This window comes from Pseudomonas sp. YH-1, assembly GCF_051990045.1.
In the GTDB taxonomy this organism is placed as follows: domain Bacteria; phylum Pseudomonadota; class Gammaproteobacteria; order Pseudomonadales; family Pseudomonadaceae; genus Pseudomonas; species Pseudomonas nicosulfuronedens.
Genome location: NZ_CP178184.1, coordinates 359,452 through 380,711, shown reverse-complemented (window position 1 = coordinate 380,711; position 21,260 = coordinate 359,452). Strand labels below are relative to the sequence as shown.

The 21,260-nt window shown below is 66.5% G+C and carries 19 protein-coding genes and 1 riboswitch; of the genes, 13 read left to right on the top strand and 6 right to left on the bottom strand.

Annotated elements, in window-relative coordinates; genetic code table 11:
- Window positions 1–22: 22 nt before the first annotated feature.
- Complete coding sequence (locus tag ACKI1H_RS01785; RefSeq protein ID WP_138524068.1) at window positions 23–355, bottom strand: DMT family transporter; 333 nt, start codon at window positions 353–355, stop codon at window positions 23–25.
- 129 nt (window positions 356–484) lie between these two features.
- Here ACKI1H_RS01785 and ACKI1H_RS01780 point away from each other — a divergent pair, with 129 nt between their 5' ends.
- Both ACKI1H_RS01780 and waaA read left to right on the top strand, forming a co-directional pair.
- Window positions 485–1,369 carry a LysR family transcriptional regulator gene (locus ACKI1H_RS01780; RefSeq protein ID WP_138524070.1) on the top strand — a complete coding sequence of 295 codons (885 nt, stop codon included), beginning with the start codon at window positions 485–487 and terminating at the stop codon, window positions 1,367–1,369.
- A gap of 154 nt (window positions 1,370–1,523) precedes the next feature.
- Window positions 1,524–2,795: a lipid IV(A) 3-deoxy-D-manno-octulosonic acid transferase gene (gene waaA / locus ACKI1H_RS01775; RefSeq protein WP_440467495.1), complete on the top strand. Its 1,272-nt coding sequence runs from the start codon at window positions 1,524–1,526 to the stop codon at window positions 2,793–2,795.
- Between the two features lie 268 nt (window positions 2,796–3,063).
- Here waaA and ACKI1H_RS01770 read toward each other — a convergent pair whose 3' ends face one another.
- From ACKI1H_RS01770 to ACKI1H_RS01760, 3 genes are all read right to left on the bottom strand, one after another.
- Complete coding sequence (locus ACKI1H_RS01770; RefSeq protein ID WP_138524074.1) at window positions 3,064–3,657, bottom strand: helix-turn-helix domain-containing protein; 594 nt, start codon at window positions 3,655–3,657, stop codon at window positions 3,064–3,066.
- A gap of 284 nt (window positions 3,658–3,941) precedes the next feature.
- The gene (locus tag ACKI1H_RS01765; RefSeq protein ID WP_440467494.1) at window positions 3,942–5,891 is read right to left on the bottom strand and encodes an oxidoreductase; all 1,950 of its coding nucleotides are present in this window, start codon (window positions 5,889–5,891) and stop codon (window positions 3,942–3,944) included.
- 75 nt (window positions 5,892–5,966) lie between these two features.
- On the bottom strand, window positions 5,967–6,317 hold the full coding sequence (locus ACKI1H_RS01760; RefSeq protein WP_138524078.1) for a cupin domain-containing protein: 351 nt from the start codon (window positions 6,315–6,317) through the stop codon (window positions 5,967–5,969).
- A gap of 349 nt (window positions 6,318–6,666) precedes the next feature.
- Here ACKI1H_RS01760 and ACKI1H_RS01755 point away from each other — a divergent pair, with 349 nt between their 5' ends.
- Complete coding sequence (locus tag ACKI1H_RS01755; protein ID WP_138524080.1) at window positions 6,667–7,740, top strand: ABC transporter substrate-binding protein; 1,074 nt, start codon at window positions 6,667–6,669, stop codon at window positions 7,738–7,740.
- Window positions 7,741–7,821: 81 nt separating this feature from the next.
- Window positions 7,822–8,610 (top strand): class II aldolase/adducin family protein, encoded by a 789-nt coding sequence (locus ACKI1H_RS01750; RefSeq protein ID WP_440467493.1) that lies wholly within the window; start codon window positions 7,822–7,824, stop codon window positions 8,608–8,610.
- Window positions 8,611–8,708: 98 nt separating this feature from the next.
- Here ACKI1H_RS01750 and ACKI1H_RS01745 read toward each other — a convergent pair whose 3' ends face one another.
- Entirely contained in the window at window positions 8,709–10,157 is a 1,449-nt protein-coding gene (locus ACKI1H_RS01745; protein ID WP_440467492.1) for a TolC family outer membrane protein, read from the bottom strand.
- Between the two features lie 172 nt (window positions 10,158–10,329).
- Window positions 10,330–10,437: riboswitch (TPP riboswitch) on the top strand.
- A 111-nt stretch (window positions 10,438–10,548) separates the two neighbouring features.
- On the opposite strand from ACKI1H_RS01745, the gene thiC reads away from it, so the two are divergent.
- Window positions 10,549–12,429 carry a phosphomethylpyrimidine synthase ThiC gene (gene thiC, locus ACKI1H_RS01740; protein ID WP_138524086.1) on the top strand — a complete coding sequence of 627 codons (1,881 nt, stop codon included), beginning with the start codon at window positions 10,549–10,551 and terminating at the stop codon, window positions 12,427–12,429.
- Window positions 12,430–12,598: 169 nt separating this feature from the next.
- Entirely contained in the window at window positions 12,599–13,885 is a 1,287-nt protein-coding gene (cytX, locus tag ACKI1H_RS01735; protein WP_440467491.1) for a putative hydroxymethylpyrimidine transporter CytX, read from the top strand.
- A gap of 180 nt (window positions 13,886–14,065) precedes the next feature.
- Here cytX and ACKI1H_RS01730 read toward each other — a convergent pair whose 3' ends face one another.
- The gene (locus ACKI1H_RS01730) at window positions 14,066–14,818 is read right to left on the bottom strand and encodes an RsiV family protein (RefSeq protein ID WP_440467490.1); all 753 of its coding nucleotides are present in this window, start codon (window positions 14,816–14,818) and stop codon (window positions 14,066–14,068) included.
- Window positions 14,819–15,034: 216 nt separating this feature from the next.
- On the opposite strand from ACKI1H_RS01730, the gene ACKI1H_RS01725 reads away from it, so the two are divergent.
- The 7 genes from ACKI1H_RS01725 to ACKI1H_RS01695 all read left to right on the top strand — a co-directional run bounded on the left by ACKI1H_RS01725 (window position 15,035) and on the right by ACKI1H_RS01695 (window position 21,254).
- A complete protein-coding gene (locus tag ACKI1H_RS01725; protein ID WP_138524092.1) occupies window positions 15,035–15,652 on the top strand; it encodes an NUDIX domain-containing protein in 618 nt (205 codons plus the stop codon).
- Complete coding sequence (locus ACKI1H_RS01720) at window positions 15,643–16,101, top strand: DUF1249 domain-containing protein (RefSeq protein WP_045216166.1); 459 nt, start codon at window positions 15,643–15,645, stop codon at window positions 16,099–16,101. The genes ACKI1H_RS01725 and ACKI1H_RS01720 overlap by 10 nt, the downstream gene beginning before the upstream one ends.
- 170 nt (window positions 16,102–16,271) lie before the next feature.
- On the top strand, window positions 16,272–17,081 hold the full coding sequence (gene cpdA / locus ACKI1H_RS01715; protein WP_440467489.1) for a 3',5'-cyclic-AMP phosphodiesterase: 810 nt from the start codon (window positions 16,272–16,274) through the stop codon (window positions 17,079–17,081).
- Between the two features lie 75 nt (window positions 17,082–17,156).
- Window positions 17,157–17,786: a YqiA/YcfP family alpha/beta fold hydrolase gene (locus tag ACKI1H_RS01710; protein ID WP_138524096.1), complete on the top strand. Its 630-nt coding sequence runs from the start codon at window positions 17,157–17,159 to the stop codon at window positions 17,784–17,786.
- 11 nt (window positions 17,787–17,797) lie between these two features.
- The gene (gene parE, locus ACKI1H_RS01705; RefSeq protein ID WP_138524098.1) at window positions 17,798–19,693 is read left to right on the top strand and encodes a DNA topoisomerase IV subunit B; all 1,896 of its coding nucleotides are present in this window, start codon (window positions 17,798–17,800) and stop codon (window positions 19,691–19,693) included.
- The gene (locus tag ACKI1H_RS01700) at window positions 19,693–20,733 is read left to right on the top strand and encodes an esterase-like activity of phytase family protein (protein WP_440467488.1); all 1,041 of its coding nucleotides are present in this window, start codon (window positions 19,693–19,695) and stop codon (window positions 20,731–20,733) included. Before parE ends, ACKI1H_RS01700 begins: the two co-directional genes overlap by 1 nt.
- Window positions 20,730–21,254: a retropepsin-like aspartic protease family protein gene (locus ACKI1H_RS01695; RefSeq protein WP_138524102.1), complete on the top strand. Its 525-nt coding sequence runs from the start codon at window positions 20,730–20,732 to the stop codon at window positions 21,252–21,254. The genes ACKI1H_RS01700 and ACKI1H_RS01695 overlap by 4 nt, the downstream gene beginning before the upstream one ends.
- Window positions 21,255–21,260 lie beyond the last annotated feature (6 nt).

The following is a 21,260-nucleotide window of genomic DNA, read 5'->3' as shown; positions in this document are numbered from 1 at the left end:
CAGGCTGCGCGCCGTTGCCTCGTCAGTGGCCGGCGTTACCGGAGAACAGCTGGATCACCACGACCCCGCTGACGATCAGGCCCATGCCCAGCAGAGCGGCGGAGTCGAGCTTCTGTTGGTAGAGCACCATGGCCGCAATGCTGACCAGCACGATACCCAGACCGGCCCAGATGGCATAGGCGATGCCCACGGGAATGCTGCGCACCACCAGGGTGAGCATCCAGAAAGAGATGGCGTAGCCGACGATCACCAGTACCAGCGGCAGAGGCGTGGACAGGCCCTTCACTGACTTGAGCGAGGCGGTGGCGATGACTTCGGCGACGATGGCAATGGCGAGATAGAGATAGCCGGGCATGGTGGGTGCTCCCCGGAACGACACGCCGCTCGGTATGAGCGACACGCAGCTGACGTTCGATTCTGGTCGCCATTCTAGTCCCGTGGATGATGGGATAAAGTCATTACCTATCTGCTATGGAGATGGGTTATGCAATGGAACCTGGACCAGTTGCGCCTGTTCGTCAGCGTCGCCGATCAGTCGTCTTTCTCCGCTGCTGCGCGGCAGCTCAAGCGCGTGCAGTCTGCGGTGAGTTCGTCCATCGCGCTGCTGGAGAGCGACCTGGGCGTGACCCTGTTCGAGCGCAGTAGCGGCCGCCAGCCGGTGCTGACCGTCGAGGGGCGTGCGCTGCTGGACGAGGCGCGCGAAGTGCTGCGCCAGTGCGAACGGCTGGAGAGCCGCGCACTGTCGCTGGTGCGCGGCACCGAGCCTTTGTTGCGACTGGCACAGGACGAGGCGATGCCTTACCAGCCGGTGCTTTCCGGCCTGCAGGCGCTGGCGCAGGAGTTCCCCACGGTGGAAGTGCAGCTTTCCAGCAGCGCCCAGGGCGACGTGGCGCGCAAGCTGCTGGAGCGCCGCGCGGACCTTGGCCTGCTGTTCCATCACGAGGGGATGCCGCAGGAGCTCGAACGGCAGCGCCTGGGAACTATCGAGATGGTCACCGTGTGCGGCGCCGGCCATGAGCTGGCCAGGCTGGATTACGCGGACCGCCGAGAGCTGGCCAGACACCGTCAGTTGCTGATGGCGCCGCAGGACAGCCACTACCCAGGCGGCGAGCAGATCAGCCCGCTGGTGTGGCGCGCCGACAGCTTCTACGCCATGGCCGAACTGCTGATGCGCGACCTCGGCTGGGCCTGGCTGCCGACCCACGTGGCGCAGTACCCGGCGTACCAGCCGCTGCTGGTGGAACTGGCCAGCGACTGGACACCGCCGCCGTTGGTGGTGGAGCTGGTCTGGCGCCGTGATGAGCCCCTGGGGCCAGCGGCCAACTGGTTGGGCGAGTGCTTTGCCGAGCATCTCGCCGCTCCCGTTTGACCTGCTCTTCGCAGGAGCGAGCTCGCTCGCGAACAGGACTTTCCGGCCGCTCCAACGTCAAGCGGTTCGCGAGCAAGCTCGCTCCTACCAAGAACGGTGCACCCTGCAGGATTGTGCGGTCGCCAAGCCCGCTAATTTGCTACTCTCCGCCGCCATGAACCGGACCCTCTATACCCTGCTGTTCCACCTGGGCCTGCCGCTGGTCGCGCTGCGCCTGTTCCTGCGCTCGCGCAAGGCCCCTGCCTATGCCCAGCGCGTCGGCGAGCGCTTCGCCCTTGGCCTGCCGGCGCTCAAGCCCGGCGGCATCTGGGTGCACGCGGTGTCGGTGGGAGAGAGCATCGCCGCCGCGCCGATGATCCGCGCGCTGATGCAGCGCCATCCCGGCCTGCCGATCACTGTCACCTGCATGACGCCCACAGGTTCCGAGCGTATCCGCGCGATGTTCGGCGACCAGGTGCAGCACTGTTACCTGCCCTACGACCTGCCCTGGGCGGCGGCGCGCTTCCTCGACCGTGCACGGCCGGTACTGGGCGTGATCATGGAAACCGAGCTGTGGCCCAACCATATCCATCAGTGCGCCAAGCGCGGCATCCCGGTGGCGCTGGCCAATGCGCGGCTGTCCGAGCGCTCGGCGCGCGGCTATGCGCGCTTCGCCGGGCTGACCCGGCCGATGCTGGAAGAGATGAGCTGGATCGCCGTGCAGACCGAGGCCGAGGCCGAGCGCTTCCGCCAGCTCGGTGCGCGCCCGGACTGCGTGAGCGTCACTGGCTCGATCAAGTTCGACCTGACTATCGATCCCGCATTGCTGGCCCGCGCCGATGACCTGCGCGCCCAGTGGCAGGCGCAGCAGCGGCCGGTGTGGATCGCCGCCAGCACCCATGCCGGGGAAGACGAGATCATCCTCGCTGCCCACCGCCATTTGCTGGAGAAGCACCCGGGGGCACTGCTGATTCTGGTGCCGCGCCACCCGGAGCGCTTCAGCCCGATGTTCGAACTGTGCACGCGCGAAGGATTCCGCACCCAGCGCCGTTCCACCGGTGAACGGGTCATGGCGGAAACCCAGGTGCTGCTGGGCGACACCATGGGCGAACTGCTGTTCCTCTATGCGCTGGCCGATGTCGCCTTCGTCGGCGGCAGCCTGGTGCCCAATGGCGGGCACAATCTGCTGGAGCCGGCGGCACTGGGCAAGCCGGTACTGTCCGGCCCGCACCTGTTCAACTTCCTGGAAATCGCCGCGCAACTGCGCGAGGTTGGCGCGCTGCGCGAAGTAGCTGATGCGCCTTCGCTGGCGGTGGCCGTGGCCGCGCTGTGGGACGAGCCGGCTGTTGCCGAGCGTATGGCCGACGCCGGGCTGGACGTGATGAAGGCCAACCAGGGTGCGCTGGAAAGGCTGCTCAATGGGCTGGGACGGTTGATCGAGGGTTGATTGGGGAGCGGCGTGACGGTTTGGCCTCTCCCTAACCCTCTCCCTGAAGGGAGAGGGGACCGTTTGGTATCAGGCGGAGCGCTGAGTCAGCCGATTGCTCCGGTTTGCTCCCTCTCCCTTCAGGGGGAGGGCCGGGGAGAGGGAGCTCCCCCAGAGCTTCCCGGTGCCCTGGCTGCAGGAGCGAGCTGGCTCGCGAACCTGCTTGGCACCCGAGCCGCCGGGAGAGCGTTCGCGAGCAAGCTCGCTCCTACAAAAAGCCGGTAGCACCTCAGAAAGTCGGCGGTGTAATCACCCAGAGCACCACGGCATCCACCTCTCCGGGGTTGCCGTAGCGGTGCGGCTCCTGGCTGGAGTAGCTGAAGCTGTCGCCTTCATTGAGCAGGAAATAGCGCTCGCCCACCCAGAGCTCGAAAGTGCCGCTGAGCAGGTAGCCGGCTTCCTCGCCCTCGTGGCTGTAACTCTGTTGGCTGTAGGTGCCGGGCGGGAACTTCGAATGAAGGATTTCCAGCTGGCGGCTGGGCTGCGGGCTGAGCAGTTCGTCGACGATGCCGTCTTCATAATGCACGCTGGTACGGGCGTTGCGCCGCACCACGTAGCCGGCGTCCGCCGGGTCGACCTGCACTTCGCTGGCGAAGAACCACTGGATGGTCACGCCCAGGCTGCGGGCGATGTTGAACAGCGCCGGGATCGACGGGTAGGCCAGGTTGCGTTCCAGCTGGCTGATGTAGCCCGCGGTCAGCCCACTCTGCTCGGCCAGCTCCGCCAGGGTCATGCCGCGCCGCTTGCGCAGGCCGCGGATGCGGGTGCCGAGGAACTGCGCTTCGGCGTTGGCGGGTGCTTCCTGCGGGGCTTTGCGGCTCATGCGAAGGGGGTCCTGGCGAGTGGCGTCGTGGGGCATTCTAAACAATGCGCCGGGGCTGTGGGTCTGCCGCCGTGCCATTTGACGCCGAGGCTGATCTGTAGGAGCGGGCCATGCCCGCGATCGCGCGCATGGCGTGCTCCTACAGTCGTAGGATGGGTGGAGCGCAGCGATACCCATGCTGCCGCTGCCTGGGCTTGATGGGTATCGCTGCGCTCCACGCCATCCTACTCATGCGCAAGCCGGACCATTCGGAGCTGCTTCATTCAAAAGTGGCTTTCCGTGCCTCAGATCGCCCAACCCGCCTTGAGCCCCTCGTAGATCGCTTCCTCCGCCGTGCGCGGCGCCAGGCAGTCGCCGATGCGGCGGACCTCGGCGAGGCCGGCGATCTCGTCGGCCAGCTCGTCCACGGGTTGGTGGCCCTGGCAGAGCACCAGGGTGTCGATGTTTTCCACCAGCATCGGCTCGCCGCTGGCGGTGTGTTGCAGGTAGACGGTGCTGTCATCGACGCCGTACAGGCGGGCGTAGGGGGTAATGGTGATGCCCAGGCGGTGCAGCTCGCCGGCCAGATGGTCGCGCACATAGAGCGGCAGGCTCTCGCCGGCGTGGGTGCCGTTCACCGCCAGGTGCACCTGGTGGCCGTCGCGCACCAGGCGCTCGGCGATGCCGGGAGCGATCCAGTCGGCGCGCCAGTCGGTGACCAGCACCGAGCGGCCGAGCTGCACTTCGCCACGCAGTACTTGCCAGGCGTCCACCACCTGCAGCTCGCCGGCCTCCTCGTAGGGTGGGCGGTAGGGCTTGGCGCCAGTGGCGACGATCACCACGTCGGGACGCTCGGCTTCTACCAGTGCGCGGTCGACGCGAGTGTTGCGGCGCACTTCGACGCCGGCCAGCTGCATCTCGCGCTGCAGGTTGGTGGAGGCGCCACCGAACTCCGCGCGGCGCGGCAACAACTGGGCAAGGTTGACCTGGCCGCCGAGCTGGCCGCTGGCCTCGCAGAGGGTTACGTCATGGCCGCGCTGGGCCGCGACGGCGGCGGCCTTCATGCCTGCCGGCCCGCCACCGACCACCAGCACACGCTTGCGCTGGGTGGCCATCTTGCGTTCGGCGTAGATCAGTTCGCGGCCGGTTTCCGGATGCTGGATGCAGGAAATCGGGTAGCCGCGGTGGAAGTGGCCGATGCACGCCTGGTTGCAGGCGATGCAGGCGCGCACGTCCTCGACGTGGCCGCTTTCGGTCTTGCTCGGCATCTGCGGGTCGCAGATCAGCGCGCGGGTCATGCCGCAGACATCGGCCTGGCCGCGGGCGACGATCAGCTCGGCTTCCTGCGGCTGGTTGATGCGTCCGGTGACGAACAGCGGGATCTCCAGGTTGCGCTTGAAGGTGCCGGCTTCATTGGCCAGGTAGGCCGCTTCGATGGCCATCGGCGGGACGATGTGGATGGCGCCGCCCAGCGATGCCGAGGTGCCGGCGACGATGTGCACGTAGTCCAGCTGGTTCTGCAGGGACTTCACCGCCTGCAGCGACTCGTCCTCGGTGAGGCCTTCCGGGTCGCGCTCGTCGGCGGAAATGCGCAGGCCGACGATGAAGTCTTCGTCGGTGGCGGCGCGCACGGCGGCGATCACTTCGCGGGTGAAGCGCAGGCGGGCGTCGAGGTCGCCGTTGTAGCCGTCGCTACGGCGGTTCACCCGTGGATTGAGGAACTGTGCCGGCAGGTAGCCGTGGCTGGCGACCACTTCCACGCCGTCGATGCCGGCGGCGTGCAGGCGGCGCGCGGCGGCGGCGTAGCCCTGGATGATCTCGTCGATCATCGCCTGGCTCAGTTCACGCGGCATCACCCGGAAGCGTTCGTTGGGCGAGGCGGAAGGCGCATAGGCCACGGCCAGCAGGCCGTCACTGGACTCCATGATCTCGCGGCCGGGGTGGAACACCTGGGACAGCACCACGGTCCCCTCGGCGTGGCACGCCTCGGCGATGCGCCGGTAGCCGGGGATGCACTCGTCATCGGTGGCCATCAGCACGTGGGAGGTATAACGGGCGCTGTCGTGCACACCGGCGACCTGCAGCACGATCAGGCCGACGCCGCCCTTGGCGCGGGCGGTGTGGTAGGCCACCAACTGGTCGTTGACCAGGTTGTCGGTGGGCATCGAGGTGTCGTGCCCGGTGGACATGATGCGGTTCTTCAGCGCCTTGCCGCGAATGCGCAGCGGGCTGAACAGGTGGGGAAACTGGCTCATCGGGCAACTCCGGATTCTTGTTGTGGTGCAGCGGGTGGTGCGGCGCCGGCCGCGTCGGGCGGCCGGGGTGCGGACTCAGGCGTTGCGCGCCTGCCAGTCCACCGGGTAGAGGGCGTAGAACACGCAGGCTTTCTCACCCTCGTAGGCCAGCGGCGTGCGTTCGGGGACCCAGATCACGTCGCCCGGCTTGGCGTCGATCACCTGGTCGGCCAGGCGCAGGCGGAAGTTTCCTTCGAGTACCACGATCAGTTCGTCGTAGAGCACGGTCCACTCGATGGAGACCCCGTCGAAGCGGGCCAGGCCCGCCCCCATGGTCTCGCTGTCCGCCGGGCCTATCAGCCGGCAGATGGCGGCGCTTTCGATGTCCTGCCCACCGTAGGGCTGGAACTGCAGGGCAGATTGCTGGAAATGGCGGACCTGGGACACGGCGGCTTCTCCTGAAACGGGCGATGTTGCCTAAGCAATTGTTGTTTAAGTTCTTCCTATGGAAATTTACCAGCAGTAAAAAATCAACTTGTTTTTTTAAAAGTGACTGGGTAGTTTCAATCCCGCTCCGGATGATTCCGGGATCACCGCGACGTGCTCCACAACAACTACAAGAGGAGAGGCGCATGAACCGTCCCGTACGGTCCCCCCTCGCATGGCGGGCCTGCCCGCTGGCAATCGATATCCCTTTGCCCTGCCTTTCTTGCAACGTTGTTTCGGCGCGCCCGTCCAGCGTGTGCGCGGCCATCCCGGCTGCGTCCATTGCCACCTACGACTGGGGGTATGCTCGATGACTCTTCACCGCAACACCTGCCACAAACGCTCCTTCTTCAAGATCGCCGTCTCGCCGCTGCTGCTCGCCCTCGGGCTGAGCTGCGGCGCCGCCCAGGCCGCCGAGAACATGGTGGTGGTCGGCTACGGCGGCGCCGGCCAGAAGGCCCAGGACGCGGCCTTCTTCCAGCCCTTCAGCAAGCAGTCCGGGGTCGGCGTGACCCAGAGCGAGTACAACGGCGAGATGGCGCGCATCAAGGTGATGGCTGACACCGGCCACGCCGACTGGGACGTGGTACAGATCGAGGGTCCGGACCTGGCCCGCGGCTGCGACGAAGGCCTGTTCGTGCCACTGGACTGGCAGCAGATCGGCGGCAAGGAGCAGTTGATCCCCAATGCGGCCAAGGACTGCGGCTCGGCTGCCCTGGTGTGGGGCGTGGCCATCGCCTATGACGCCGACAAGCTCAAGCCGGCACCGCAATCCTGGGCGGATTTCTGGGACGTGCAGAAATTCCCCGGCAAGCGGGGCATGCGCAAGCGCGCGATCTACAACCTGGAGTTCGCCCTGATGGCCGACGGCGTGAAGCCCGCCGACGTCTACAAGGAGCTGGGCACCAAGGCCGGCGTCGATCGCGCCTTCGCCAAGCTCAACCAGATCAAGCCCTACGTGCAGTGGTGGGAAGCCGGCGCGCAACCGGCGCAGTGGCTGGCCGCCGGTGACGTGGTGATGACCACCACCTACACCGGGCGCATCGCCGATGCCTACAAGGGAGGGCGCAACCTGCAACTGGTCTGGCCGGGCAGCCTGTATGGCATGGACTACTGGGCAATCATCAAGGGTTCGCAGCACGTCGACTCGGCAAAGCGCTTCATCGCCTTCGCCAACCAGCCCGACGCCCAGGTCGACTACGTGAAGCACATTGCGTATGGTCCGACCAACAAGCAGGCCGCCGAGCGCCTGCCGTCCGACCTGGCCGGCTGGGTGCCGACCTCCACGCAGAACCTGCCCCAGGGCCTGGCGATGGACGATGAGTTCTGGGTAGACCACGGCGAAGAGCTGGAAGAGCGCTTCAACGCCTGGGCCGCGCAATAACCAGAATGTGACTGTGACGCCGGGGCCTTTGCTGGCCCCGGCGTTTCTCCAGACAAGAAAAGCCATGAGGAGAAGTGCACCATGACGTCGCTGCAGGCGCCCAGCCGCGCCACCTGTTCGGCCGAAGAGTGGAAGCTGCGCGAGGAGTTGGCGGCCTGCTACCGCCTGATCGCGCACTACCGCATGACCGACCTGATCTTCACCCACATCTCGGTACGCATCCCCGGTCCCGAGCACCATTTCCTGATCAATCCCTATGGCCTGATGTTCGACGAGATCACCGCATCCAGCCTGGTGAAGATCGACCTCAGCGGCCATGCGGTGGAGCCATCGCCGTACAAGGTCAACCCGGCCGGCTTCGTGATCCACAGCGCCATCCACGGCGCTCGCGAGGACGCGCAGTGTGTCCTGCACACCCATACCCGCGCCGGTTGCGCGGTGGCCGCCCAGGCCTGCGGGCTGCTGCCGCTGAACCAGATCTCCCTGGAGTTCTACGGGCGCCTGGGCTACCACGACTACGAGGGCATTGCCCTGTCGATGGACGAGCAGGAGCGCCTGGTGCGCGACCTGGGCGACCACTACGGCCTGATGCTGCGCAACCACGGCCTGCTGACCGTGGGGCAGACGGTGCAGCAGGCGTTCCTGCGCATGTACTACCTGGAGAAGGCCTGTGACATCCAACTGGCAGCCCAGGCGGGCGGTGAGCTGGTGACCCCGCCGGAGGAGGTGTGCCGTCACACCGAGCAACAATTCAACGCCCCGGCGCGGCCGCTGGCGGAAGGGGAGTTGAGCGACCCGGATGGCTACGACCTGGCGTGGAGTGCGCTGCTGCGCATGCTGGATCGGGTATCGCCGGGGTATCGGGACTGATCGTCGCATTCGGCCCGCGTCGCGGCGTCTCCCTGTAGGAGCGCGTGACGATACAAAGAAAAAGCCCCGCATCGCGGGGCTTTTTGCATGGGGCTGGCTCAGTACTGGGGCTTGGACTTGAGCTGCGCCTCGGCGGCCTTGGCCAGGTCCGGCGGCAGGAAGTCCTTGTCCGGGTTGTAGTCCGGCTTCAGGTAGGCGCCCAGTGCCTCGAGGTCGCTCGGCGCGAGGGTGCCGGCGGTCTGCTTGAGGCTCAGGTTGTCGAGGATGTAGTCGTAGCGGCTGTTGTTGTAGTCGCGCACCGAGTTGTACAGCGAGCGCTGGGCGTCCAGGACGTCGACGATGTTGCGGGTACCGACCTGGTAGCCGATCTCGGTAGCTTCCAGCGAGCTCTGGTTGGAGATGATCGCCTGACGCCGGGCCTTCACGGTCTCGACGTCGGTGTTTACCGCGCGGTGCTGGTTGCGCGCATCCTGTACCACCTGGCGGCGCTGGCTTTCGCGCAGTTGCTCGCTCTGGTTCAGGCGCTGGTACGACTCGCGCACCTGGGAGCTGGTCAGCCCGCCGCTGTAGATGGGCACGTTCAGCTGCAGGCCGATGCTGCTCTGGTCGACCCATTTACCGTAGTGTGTATCACCAGGAGAGTTGGTGAAGCCCAGAGCGTCGTTATCGCCCTTCTGGTACTGGGCCACAGCGTCCACGGTCGGCAGGTGGCCGGCCTTGCGCTGGCGCAGGGTCTCTTCGGCGGCGTCGACCGCGTAGTTGCTGGCCTGCAGGCGCAGGTTCTGCTGCACCGAGGTGTCGACCCAGGCCTTGGCGTCGTTAGGCATCGGCGGCACTACGGGCAGCGAGTGGAGGATACCCTCGATGGAGCTGTACTCGCGGTTGGTCAGTGTTACCAAGGCCTGGAAGGCGTCATCCACCTGCTGTTCGGCCACCAGGCGGTTGGCCCGCGCGGTGTCGTAGCTGGCCTGGGACTCGAGTACGTCGGTCTTGTCGGACAGGCCGACATCGAAGCGCTCGTTGGACTGATCGAGCTGGCGCTTGAAGGCCGCTTCCTCGGCCTTGCTGGCGGCCAGGTTGTCCTGGGCGCGCAATACGCCGAAGTAAGTCTGGGCGGTCTGCAGGATCAGCTGCTGCTGGGTCGCGGAGAACTCCAGCTGGGCCTGTTCGGTGGTGTTTTCCGCCGCCTTGAGCTGGAACCAGCGGTCGGCGCGGAACAGCGGCTGGCTCAGGGTCGCCTGGATCACCTGGCTGCTGCGGTTCAGCGTGACGTTGGGGGTGTCCAGCGAGGTGCGGCTGCTGCCAACATCGGCGCCTGCGTTGATCTGCGGCAGCAGGCCGGAACGCGCCTGGGGCACGGCCTCCTTGCGCGCCAGGTAGTCGGCCTGGGCGGCGGCGAGGTCGGCGTTGTTGTCAACGGCGTCCTTGTAGACGTTGATCAGGTCAGTCTTGGAGGGCAGGGATGGGGCGGCCGGAGCGGGCTGTGCAGCCCAGGCAAAGCCTGTCGTTGCGGCTACAGCGACAGCCAGAGAGAGTCTGCGCAGCATTCGTTCGTCCTGGAAAGTGATGCGAGGTGGGGCAAGGCTACGGTCGCCGCCGATGGCGGTCAAGGCACGTTCGTACGAGCCTTCCGAGGCAGGAGTGTAGCCGCGCGTAGGCAATTGCGCGTTTTCGGCCGGGCGGCGTTGGCTAATCCGTGCGCACTTGATTAGACTGCGGGCGTTCTTGTCGGGGTGCCCCATTGCGAGGGGCTGAGATCGGATAGTTCCGGATCCCGTTGAACCTGATCGGGTTAGCACCCGCGTAGGGAACAAGAAGACCGCATCCCCAGGCGCTTTCCGCCCCGGCCCCCGTCCCCACGGGATGCGTCCCTTCGCTGCGGCAAGCAGCTCCTTTCGTCCCAGGTTCTCCCCGGCAATCAACCCCAGGAGAGCCAGGATGAGCACCCAGAAAAACAACGTCACCCGCCTTGAACAGCTGGACCGCCAGTCGACCCAGCCCTTTCCGAACTCGCAGAAGGTCTACCTGACCGGCTCCCGCCCGGACATCCGCGTCCCCGTGCGGGAAATTTCCCTCGCCGACACCCCGACCGCCTTCGGCGGCGAGAAGAACGCCCCGGTGATGGTCTACGACACCTCCGGCCCCTACACCGACCCGGACGTGCGCATCGACCTGCGCAAGGGCCTGCCGGACGTGCGCTCGCGCTGGATCGACGAGCGCGGCGACACCGAAATCCTTCCCGGCCTGACCTCCGAGTTCGGCCAGTCGCGCCTGGCCGACGCCAGCCTCGACGCCCTGCGCTTCGCCCACGTGCGCACCCCGCGCCGCGCCAAGGCCGGCCAGAACGTCACGCAGATGCACTACGCGCGCCAGGGCATCATCACGCCGGAGATGGAATACATCGCCATCCGCGAGAACATGAAGCTGCAGGAGGCCCGTGCCGGCGGCCTGCTGGACGCCCAGCATCCGGGCCAGAGCTTCGGGGCGAGCATTCCGAAGGAAATCACTCCCGAGTTCGTCCGTGAGGAAGTGGCCCGCGGCCGCGCGATCATTCCGGCGAACATCAACCACACCGAACTGGAACCGATGATCATCGGCCGCAACTTCTTGGTGAAGATCAACGGCAACATCGGCAACAGCGCACTGGGCTCCTCCATCGAGGAAGAAGTGGAGAAACTCACCTGGGGCATCCGTTGGGGCGCCGACACGGTGATGGACCTGTCTACCGGCAAGCACATCCACGAGACCCGCGAGTGGATCCTGCGCAATAGCCCGGTCCCCATCGGTACCGTGCCGATCTATCAGGCACTGGAGAAGGTCAACGGCATCGCCGAGGACCTGACCTGGGAAATCTTCCGCGACACCCTGATCGAGCAGGCCGAGCAGGGCGTGGACTACTTCACCATCCATGCCGGCGTGCTGCTGCGCTATGTGCCGCTGACCGCCAAGCGCGTCACCGGCATCGTCTCCCGGGGCGGCTCGATCATGGCCAAGTGGTGCCTGGCCCATCACCAGGAGAATTTCCTCTATACGCACTTCGAGGAAATCTGCGAAATCATGAAGGCCTACGACGTCAGCTTCTCGCTGGGCGACGGCCTGCGTCCGGGCTCTATTGCCGACGCCAACGACGCCGCGCAATTCGGCGAGCTGGAAACCCTCGGCGAGCTGACTCGCATCGCCTGGAAGCACGACGTCCAGGTGCTGATCGAGGGTCCCGGTCACGTGCCGATGCACCTGATCAAGGAGAACATGGACAAGCAGCTGGAGTGCTGCGACGAAGCGCCGTTCTACACCCTCGGCCCGCTGACCACCGACATCGCGCCGGGCTATGACCACATCACTTCCGGTATCGGCGCGGCGATGATCGGCTGGTTCGGCTGCGCCATGCTCTGCTACGTCACGCCCAAGGAGCACCTGGGCCTGCCGAACAAGGATGACGTGAAGACCGGCATCATCACCTACAAGATCGCCGCGCACGCCGCCGACCTTGCCAAGGGGCATCCGGGCGCGCAGATCCGCGACAACGCGTTGTCCAAGGCGCGCTTCGAGTTCCGCTGGGAAGACCAGTTCAACCTCGGCCTGGACCCGGACACCGCCCGCGCCTTCCACGACGAGACGCTGCCCAAGGACTCGGCCAAGGTGGCGCACTTCTGCTCCATGTGCGGGCCGAAGTTCTGCTCCATGAAGATCACCCAGGAAGTCCGCGACTACGCCAAGGAGAACGGCCTGACCGATGAGCAGAAAGCCATCGAGGCCGGCTTCCAGGAGCAGGCTGCGCGCTTCAAGGACGAAGGCTCGGTGATCTACAAGCAGGTGTGACACCCGCGCCCGCCCCATGACGAGGACGGGCAGCCCTGTAGGAGCGAGCTTGCTCGCGAACCGCCCAGCAGCGGAGTCAGCGGCGAGCTGGGTTCGCGAGCAAGCTCGCTCCTACCAATAGCCAAAGCAAAAACAAAACCTAAACCACCTTTCGAGCCCTGCACGCATCGTGACCACTACCGCCATCGACTATTCACCGACTTCCGCCGTGGGCAGCGCTCAGCGCGTGCTCGGCCTGCGCGACCTGTTCTCCCTCTGGTTCTCCCTGGGCATCGGCCTGATGGTGCTGCAGACCGGCGCCCTGCTGGCGCCGGGCCTGGGCCTGGCCGGCGCGCTCGGCGCGATCCTGCTCGGCACCCTGGTCGGCGTGCTGCTGCTGGCCAGCGCCGGGGTGATCGGCACCGACACCGGCCTGTCCGCCATGGCTTCGCTCAAGCTCAGCCTGGGCAGTCACGGCGCTGCGTTGCCGGCGTTGCTGAACCTGATGCAGCTGATCGGCTGGGGCGCCTTCGAGATCATCGTCATGCGTGACGCCGCCAGCCTGCTCGCAACCCGCGCCTTCGGCGAGGGCGGCGCCTGGACCAGTCCGGCGTTATGGACCCTGGTATTCGGCGCGCTGGCGACCCTGCTGGCGGTTGCCGGCCCGCTCGCCTTTGTGCGCCGCGTGCTGCGCCGCTGGGGTATCTGGCTGCTGATCGCTGCGTGCGTCTGGCTGACTTTCGATCTGTTCCAGCGCGCCGATCTGGCGGCGATCTGGGCCAAGGCGGGCGACGGTTCGCTGTCCTTCGCCGTGGGCTTCGACATTGCCATCGCCATGCCGCTGTCCTGGCTGCCGCTGATCGCCGACTACTCGCGCTTCGGCAAACGCGCCGGGCACACCTTCACCGGCGCGGCGCTGGGCTTCTTCATCGGCTGCTTCTGGCTGATGGGCCTGGGCGTGGCCTACACCCTGGCGTTCGCCCAGGGCAGCGACGCCAACGCACTGCTGCTGGCGTTGGCCGGCGCGGGCATGGGCATCCCGCTGCTGCTGATCCTGCTGGACGAATCGGAGAAGGCTTTCGCCGACATCCATTCGGCGGCGGTTTCCAGTGGCATCCTGCTGCCGCTGAAGGTCGAGCTGCTGGCCCTGGCCATCGGGGTGATCTGCACCCTGATCGCCTGGTTCGCACCGCTGGAGCAGTACCAGAACTTCCTGCTGCTGATCGGCTCGGTGTTCGCGCCGCTGTTCGGCGTGGTGCTGATCGATCACTTCGTCCTGCGTCGCCGCGCGCCGGCTGCAATTCCCCACGGCTTGCGCTGGGGCTCGCTGCTGGCCTGGGGTGGTGGCGTGGTGGTGTATCACCTGCTGGCGAACTACCAGCCGGACCTGGGTGCGACCCTGCCGGCGCTGGTAGTGGCAGCGGTGTTGCAGCTGTTGCTGGGGCGTGTTGGCGTCAGGGCGCCGGCTTCGGCCTGAGGCGTTTTGCGAGAGCCGTTGCTCCGGCGTTGGGTCTGTAGGAGCGAGCTTGCTCGCGAAGCCGCCCAATGCTGGCCTTGCCGGCGGATCGCGGATGAGTCTGCTCCTACCATGGGTGCCAATATCTGGCGCAGGAGCGGACTCTGTCCGCGATGACTCATCGGCAGCTCCGGTGTTGACCTACTGCGCCCCGCGCCCCGGGAAGTAGTAGGTCTTCACGATGCCGTTCAGGCGCGGGTACGGGATCTTCAGTTCCGGGTGCCCGACCGAGTGCGGGGCGATTCGGTCGATGTCGTACTTGAGCGTCATGGCGCCGAAGGTCAGGGCGAAATGCTCGGTCGGCTGGAATGGCCAGTCCTTCGAGAAGTTCGGGTCCTGTTCGTCCAGCTTGTTCTGCAGGATCCACGCCTGGTGCGCCATGCGCGCCACCTTCCAGAAGTTGTCCTCCTGGCCGGGCAGAAGAATGTCCTGCAGGGTGAGCACCTTGTGGATACGTCGATCATAATTGATGAACGCGCGGCCGGGCTGGCCGTACTCGCCGCCGGTGAAGCGATAGCTGGACAGCTCGATGATCACCAGACCGTCATGCTGTTCGCGGATCTTGGCTTGCAGGTAGGAACTCCAGCCGGGCTGGGCCGAATCGAGGAAGCGCTTCTCGTAGACGTCCAGGCTGGCCGGCGCCGCGCCGTCGCCTTCACGGGCCAGTTGCAGCAGTTGCGCGTTGATCGCTTCGTTGAGCGCCGGCTCGTCGTCGAAGCTCAGGGTATCGAGGTTGAACAGCGGGCACTGGTCGCCCTGGCAACCGGGTTTCGGGTGTTCGAACGCGGTATGGCTCGCGCTCAGCGGCTCGTCGAGCGAGGGCTTGAACAGTCCCTGGCACGCCCCCAGTAACAGGCAGATGCTGCCCAGGGCGGCAAGTTTCAGAAGTCGCATGAGAGTCCTTGTCGTTGACGTTCGCCGGCAATGGAGTGGTTCGACCGCCATCGGCGCTGCCGGTTCGGCGGATGAGTATGAACCACTTTGGCGCAGCGGCGGCAGTGTGCGACGGTCACAGCCATCCGGCCGCCCGGCGGCCCGCGAAAGAGGCTGCGCCTGCCACGGCGGCGCGATAGGATGGCGCGAAGTTCAACGCAGAGTGAGTGGAACGGGATGTCGGAAACGTTCAAGCCAGGCCCCCAGGACATCGAGATCCAGAAGCGCGAGCAGTGCTTCAAGGGCTTCTACAAGGTCGACCGCCTGCACCTGCGGCACCGCCAGTTCGCCGGCGGCATGGGCCCGGTGCTCAAGCGCGAATTGTTCGTGCGCCATGATGCCGTGTGCGTGTTGCCCTACGATCCGCAGCGCGATGAAGTGGTGCTGATCGAGCAGTTCCGCGTTGGCGCCATGGACGCCGGGGTCAATCCCTGGCTGATGGAGCTGGTGGCCGGGCTGATCGACAAGGACGAGGAGCCCGAGGAAGTGGCGCGCCGTGAAGCGGTGGAAGAAGCCGGCCTGACCCTTGGCGCACTCTGGCCGATCGCCCAGTACCTGCCGTCGCCCGGCGGCAGCAACGAGCTGGTGCACCTGTTCGTCGGCCGCTGCGACAGCAGCACCGCCTCGGGCATCCACGGGCTGGAGGAGGAGGGCGAGGACATCCGCGTCCACGTCATGCCGTTCGAGGAAGCACTGCAGGCCGTGCGTGACGGCCGCATCAACAACGCGGCGAGCATGCTCGCCCTGCAATGGCTGGCGCTCAATCGCGCCGAGGTCAGGGGGTTATGGGTGTGAATCTGCTGCGCGAGCGCTATCGCGTCGACCTGGCGGGTCTGCAGGCGACCTGCGAGGCGAACTACTTGCGCCTGATGCGCCTGTTGCCGGAAATGCGCGAGGCCCAGGTCTCGCGCCGCGTGGCGCTCAGCGAGGGCGAGCGGCTGCTCGGCGTGCTGGCGCTGGACGTGATCGAAGCCTGCCCGTACACCACCGTGCTGCAAGTGCGCCAGGAGCTGGGCCTGCCCTGGCTGCCGGCGCCCAAGCTGGAAGTACGGGTGTACCACGATGCACGCATGGCCGAAGTGGTCGGCGCCGAGCAGGCGCGCCGCCTGCTGGCGATCTATCCCTACCCGAACCAGGCGATGCACCAGCCGGACGAGAAGAACCAGCTCAATCAGTTCCTCGGCGAATGGCTGAGCCACTGCCTGTCCTGCGGCCACGAGCTGGAGCCGGTGCTGCAACGCTGAAATCGCGATGGTGGCCATGTGGCATGGTCGCGCCGTGATATCCTGCCCGCCCATCGCAGACTCGTGTCCCTAACTGTGATCTGTGACGCTTTCCCGGTTTGCTCAGGGGGGCGCCTGTCACCATACTTCGTCACGAATTCCCGCACGCCCGCCTCACAGGAGAAGGCGTTTTGCCCACCCAGCCCACCGCTTCCGATTCCGTCCTGGTCGTCCAGCTTTCCGACAGCCACCTGTTTGCGCAGGAGAATGGCCGGCTGCTGGGCATGGATACCGCCGACAGCCTGACGCAGGTCGTCCGCCTGGTGGGCGAGGAGCAACCGGTGATCGATCTGGTGCTGGCCACGGGTGATCTCTCCCAGGATGGCTCGGTCGAGTCCTACCAGCGCTTCCGCGCCATCACGGCGCCGATCGACGCAGCGACTCGCTGGTTCCCCGGCAATCACGACGAAATGGAGCCGATGCGCGAAGCCACGGCCGGCACCGACCTGCTCGATCCGGTGATCGACCTGGGCGCCTGGCGCGTGATCCTGCTGGACTCCACCATTCCCGGCGCGGTGCCGGGGCAGATGACCGTCGAACAGATCCAGTTGCTGGAGCGCGCCATCCAGGCCGCGCCGGACAAGCACCTGCTGATCAGCTTCCATCACCATCCTGTCTCCATCGGCAGCCAGTGGATGGACCGCATCGGCATCTACAACCCGGAGCGACTGTTCGCGGTCATCGACCGCTACCCGAACGTGCGCTGCCTGCTCTGGGGCCATGTGCATCAGGAAATCGACCGCATGCGCGGTGACGTGCGCCTGCTGGCCTCGCCGTCGACCTGCGTGCAGTTCACTCCGGGCAGCGAGGACTTCTGCGTCGACAGCCCGGCGCCGGGCTACCGCTGGCTACGGCTTATGGCGGATGGTGAAGTGCAGACCGGCGTTTCGCGAGTGACCGACATCGAGTTCGAAGTCGACTACAGCATCAAGGGCTATTGATCGGTCACGCTTCGAACGCCTTGCGACGCTGACCCACTTGCGGCATGCCACTTGCAGCTTGTAGCCTCCCGGCCCATGACCGCATTCCTCTATATCCACGGATTCAACAGTTCGCCCGGTTCGCAGAAGGCACGCCAGTTCACGGCTGCCATGCAGCGCCTGGGCCTGGCCGATCGGCTGCGCGTGCCTGAACTGCATCACCATCCGCGCCAGGCCATGGCGCAACTGGAATCCGCCGTTGCCGAACTGGGCCAGCCACTGCTGATCGGCAGCTCCCTGGGCGGCTATTACTCGACGTACCTGGCCGAGCGCCATGGCCTGAAGGCCGTGCTGATCAACCCGGCCGTGGCGCCGCACCGGCTGTTCGACGGCCAGCTCGGCCCGCAGACCAACTACTACAGCGGCGAGACCTGGGAACTGACCCTGGATCACGTCGCCGCACTGGCGGAACTCGAAGTCCCCGCGCCCATCGATGGCGCGCGCTACCAGGTATGGCTGCAGACCGCCGACGAGACTCTCGACTACCGTGCGGCCGAACGCTATTACCGGACCGCCGCGTTGCGCATCGAGTCCGGCGGCGACCATAGCTTCCAGCGCTTCGTCAGCCACCTGCCGTCGCTCCTGGCCTTTGCCGGTGTGCCGTCCAGCCAGTGGCGCGACGTGGATTTCTCCGAATTTGAAGCCATCACCTCTTCGACTGATTAAGCAGGAACCCCATGGCCCAGCAGAACGCCTATAACGCAGACGCCATCGAGGTTCTCTCCGGCCTCGACCCGGTGCGCAAGCGCCCGGGCATGTACACCGACACCTCGCGGCCCAACCACCTGGCCCAGGAAGTCATCGACAACAGCGTCGACGAAGCCCTCGCCGGCCACGCCAAGAGCGTGCAGGTGATCCTCCACGAGGACAACTCGCTGGAAGTGATCGACGACGGCCGAGGCATGCCGGTGGATATCCACCCTGAAGAAGGCGTGCCCGGCGTCGAGCTGATCCTCACCAAGCTGCACGCCGGTGGCAAGTTCTCCAACAAGAACTACCAGTTCTCCGGCGGCCTGCACGGCGTGGGCATCTCGGTGGTGAACGCGCTGTCGACCCTGGTCGAGGTGCGGGTCAAGCGTGACGGCAACGAATACCGCATGACCTTCGCCGACGGCTTCAAGTCCAGCGACCTGGAGGTCGTCGGTACCGTCGGCAAGCGCAACACCGGCACCAGCGTGCATTTCTGGCCGGACGCCAAGTACTTCGATTCGCACAAGTTCTCCGTCAGCCGCCTGAAGCACGTGCTCAAGGCCAAGGCTGTACTTTGCCCGGGCCTGCTGGTCAGCTTCGAGGACAAGTCCACCGGCGAGCGCATCGAGTGGCACTACGAGGACGGCCTGCGTTCCTACCTGGTCGACTCGGTCTCCGAGAACCTGCGCCTGCCCGACGAGCCGTTCTGCGGCTCGCTGGCCGGCAACAAGGAAGCCGTGGACTGGGCCCTGCTGTGGCTGCCCGAGGGCGGCGAATCGCTGCAGGAAAGCTACGTCAACCTGATCCCCACCGCCCAGGGCGGCACCCACGTCAACGGCCTGCGGCAGGGCCTGCTGGACGCGATGCGCGAGTTCTGCGAGTTCCGCAACCTGCTGCCGCGCGGCGTGAAGCTGGCCCCGGAAGACGTCTGGGAGCGCATCGCCTTCGTCCTCTCGATGAAGATGCAGGAGCCGCAGTTCTCCGGGCAGACCAAGGAGCGCCTGTCCTCCCGCGAGGCCGCCGCGTTCGTCTCCGGTGTGGTCAAGGATGCCTTCAGCCTGTGGCTCAACGCCCACCCCGAGCTGGGCCTGCAACTGGCTGAACTGGCCATCAGCAACGCCGGCCGGCGCCTCAAGGCGGGCAAGAAGGTCGAGCGCAAGAAGATCACCCAGGGCCCGGCGCTGCCCGGCAAGCTGGCCGACTGCGCAGGGCAGGACCCGATGCGCTCGGAGCTGTTCCTGGTGGAAGGTGACTCCGCCGGTGGCTCGGCCAAGCAGGCGCGGGACAAGGAGTTCCAGGCGATCATGCCGCTGCGCGGGAAGATCCTGAACACCTGGGAAGTGGACGGCGGCGAGGTGCTCGCCAGCCAGGAAGTCCACGATATCGCCGTGGCCATCGGCGTCGATCCGGGCGCGGCCGACCTGAGCCAGCTGCGCTACGGCAAGATCTGCATCCTCGCCGACGCCGACTCCGACGGCCTGCACATCGCCACCTTGCTGTGCGCGTTGTTCGTCCGCCACTTCCGCCCGCTGGTGGAGGCCGGCCACGTCTACGTCGCCATGCCGCCGCTGTTCCGTATCGACCTGGGCAAGGAAGTCTTCTACGCCCTGGACGAAGCCGAGCGCGACGGCATCCTCGATCGCCTGGCGGCCGAGAAGCGACGCGGCAAGCCTCAGGTCACTCGATTCAAGGGCCTGGGCGAGATGAACCCGCCGCAACTGCGCGAAACCACCATGGACCCCAACACCCGTCGCCTGGTCCAGCTGACCCTGGAAGACACCGACGGCACCGTGGAAATGATGGACATGCTGCTGGCCAAGAAGCGCGCCGGCGATCGCAAGTCCTGGCTGGAAACCAAAGGCAACCTGGCGGACTTCGCCTGATGCGCTGGCTGCTGGCCTCTCTGGGGCTGTTCGCCGGCCTCGCCGTTGCTGCCCAAGCGCCCGTCGAGGCGCCGAAGGCAGTCGCGCCGGTCGCCATTCCGGCTGCGCCAGCTTCGCTGCAGTTCGTTGCCGAGCACCCGGTGGAAGGCATGCCCAGCGGCAATCTCTCCGGGCTGGCGCTGTGCGGCAGCGAGATGTGGACGGTGTCCGACCGCGACGACGACCGTCTTTATCGCCTGCTGATCGACGACACACCGGGCAAGGCCTGGCAGGCCACCGCCGAACCGTTCGTGGTGCCGGGCACGCCGGAAAGCGGCTTGTCCTGGGGCACCCGCGCGCGGGTGACCGTCGGCGGGCTGCTGCGTGGTGGCGCCATGGATTTCGAGGGCATCAGCTGCGACCAGGCGGGCAACCGCTACGTGGTCAGCGAAGGTTACGCGGCTGTCCTGCTGCTGCCGGCCGTTGGCGAGCCGAGCTGGCTGCCGTTGCCGCAGAACCTGCTGCGCCAGGCCCGCGCCAGCGGCCTGCTGATGGAGTTCAATGCGCTCTACGAAGGCATTGCCATCAGCGCCGACGGCAAGCAGCTGTGGCTGGCCGCCGAGCGCCAGCGCCGTGGCCTGCTCAAGGTGCATAACGAGAACGGTACCTGGAAGTGCGACGGCAACTGCGTGATGCTCAGCGAAGGCGGCACCGCGCTGCCGCCGCCGGAGCTGGGCGCAGAGCGCGCGCTGCCGATCGATTTCTCCGACCTGGCGTTGTACAAGGACAAGCTGTTCACCCTGGAGCGCCTGGCGCACCAGATCTGCCGCCGCGATGCCAAGACCGGCGCGCAGGAGCTTTGCTGGTCCTTCGCCGCCGGTGCGCTGGCTCCGGAGCGTCGCTACGACCTGCCTTACGGCGTAGCCGAGGCGCTGATTCTCGACGACCAGGGGGCCTGGATCGGCCTGGACAACGGCGAGCACGCCCGCGCCGACGGTGATAGCCGCCCCTATGTGCTGCGCTTCGCGGCGCCGGCCGGCGGCTGGCTCGGTGGCAAATGAACGACGCGGTGCCGGGCAAGCGGATCGGCAAGATCATGATGTTCCTCGCCTGGGGCGCGGGCATCCTGCTGGCCACCCGTTATTTCGGCGCCTGGGAAACCCGTCAGCACAACCCCAATCCGCAGCCGCAGTCGACCCGCGGCGACGGCTACGTGGAAGTGCGGCTGGTCGGCAATCGCGCTGGCCACTATGTGGTGGACGGCCGGATCGGCAGCGAGGCGGTGACCTTCATGCTCGACACCGGCGCCACCCAGGTGGCCCTGCCGCAGCGCCTGGCCGACCGTCTCGGCCTGCCGCGAGGTTTGCCGGTGACCCTGGACACCGCCAACGGCCGCAGCCAGGGCTGGCGCACGCGCCTGCCCAGCCTGCAGCTTGGCGACATCCGCCTGACCGACGTGCCGGCGCTGATCGCGCCGGGCATGGAAGGCGACGAGGTGCTGCTCGGCATGAGCGCACTCAGACAACTCGATTTCACCCAGCAGGACGGCACCCTGGTGCTGCGCCAGCGATCTACACCGTGAGGCACG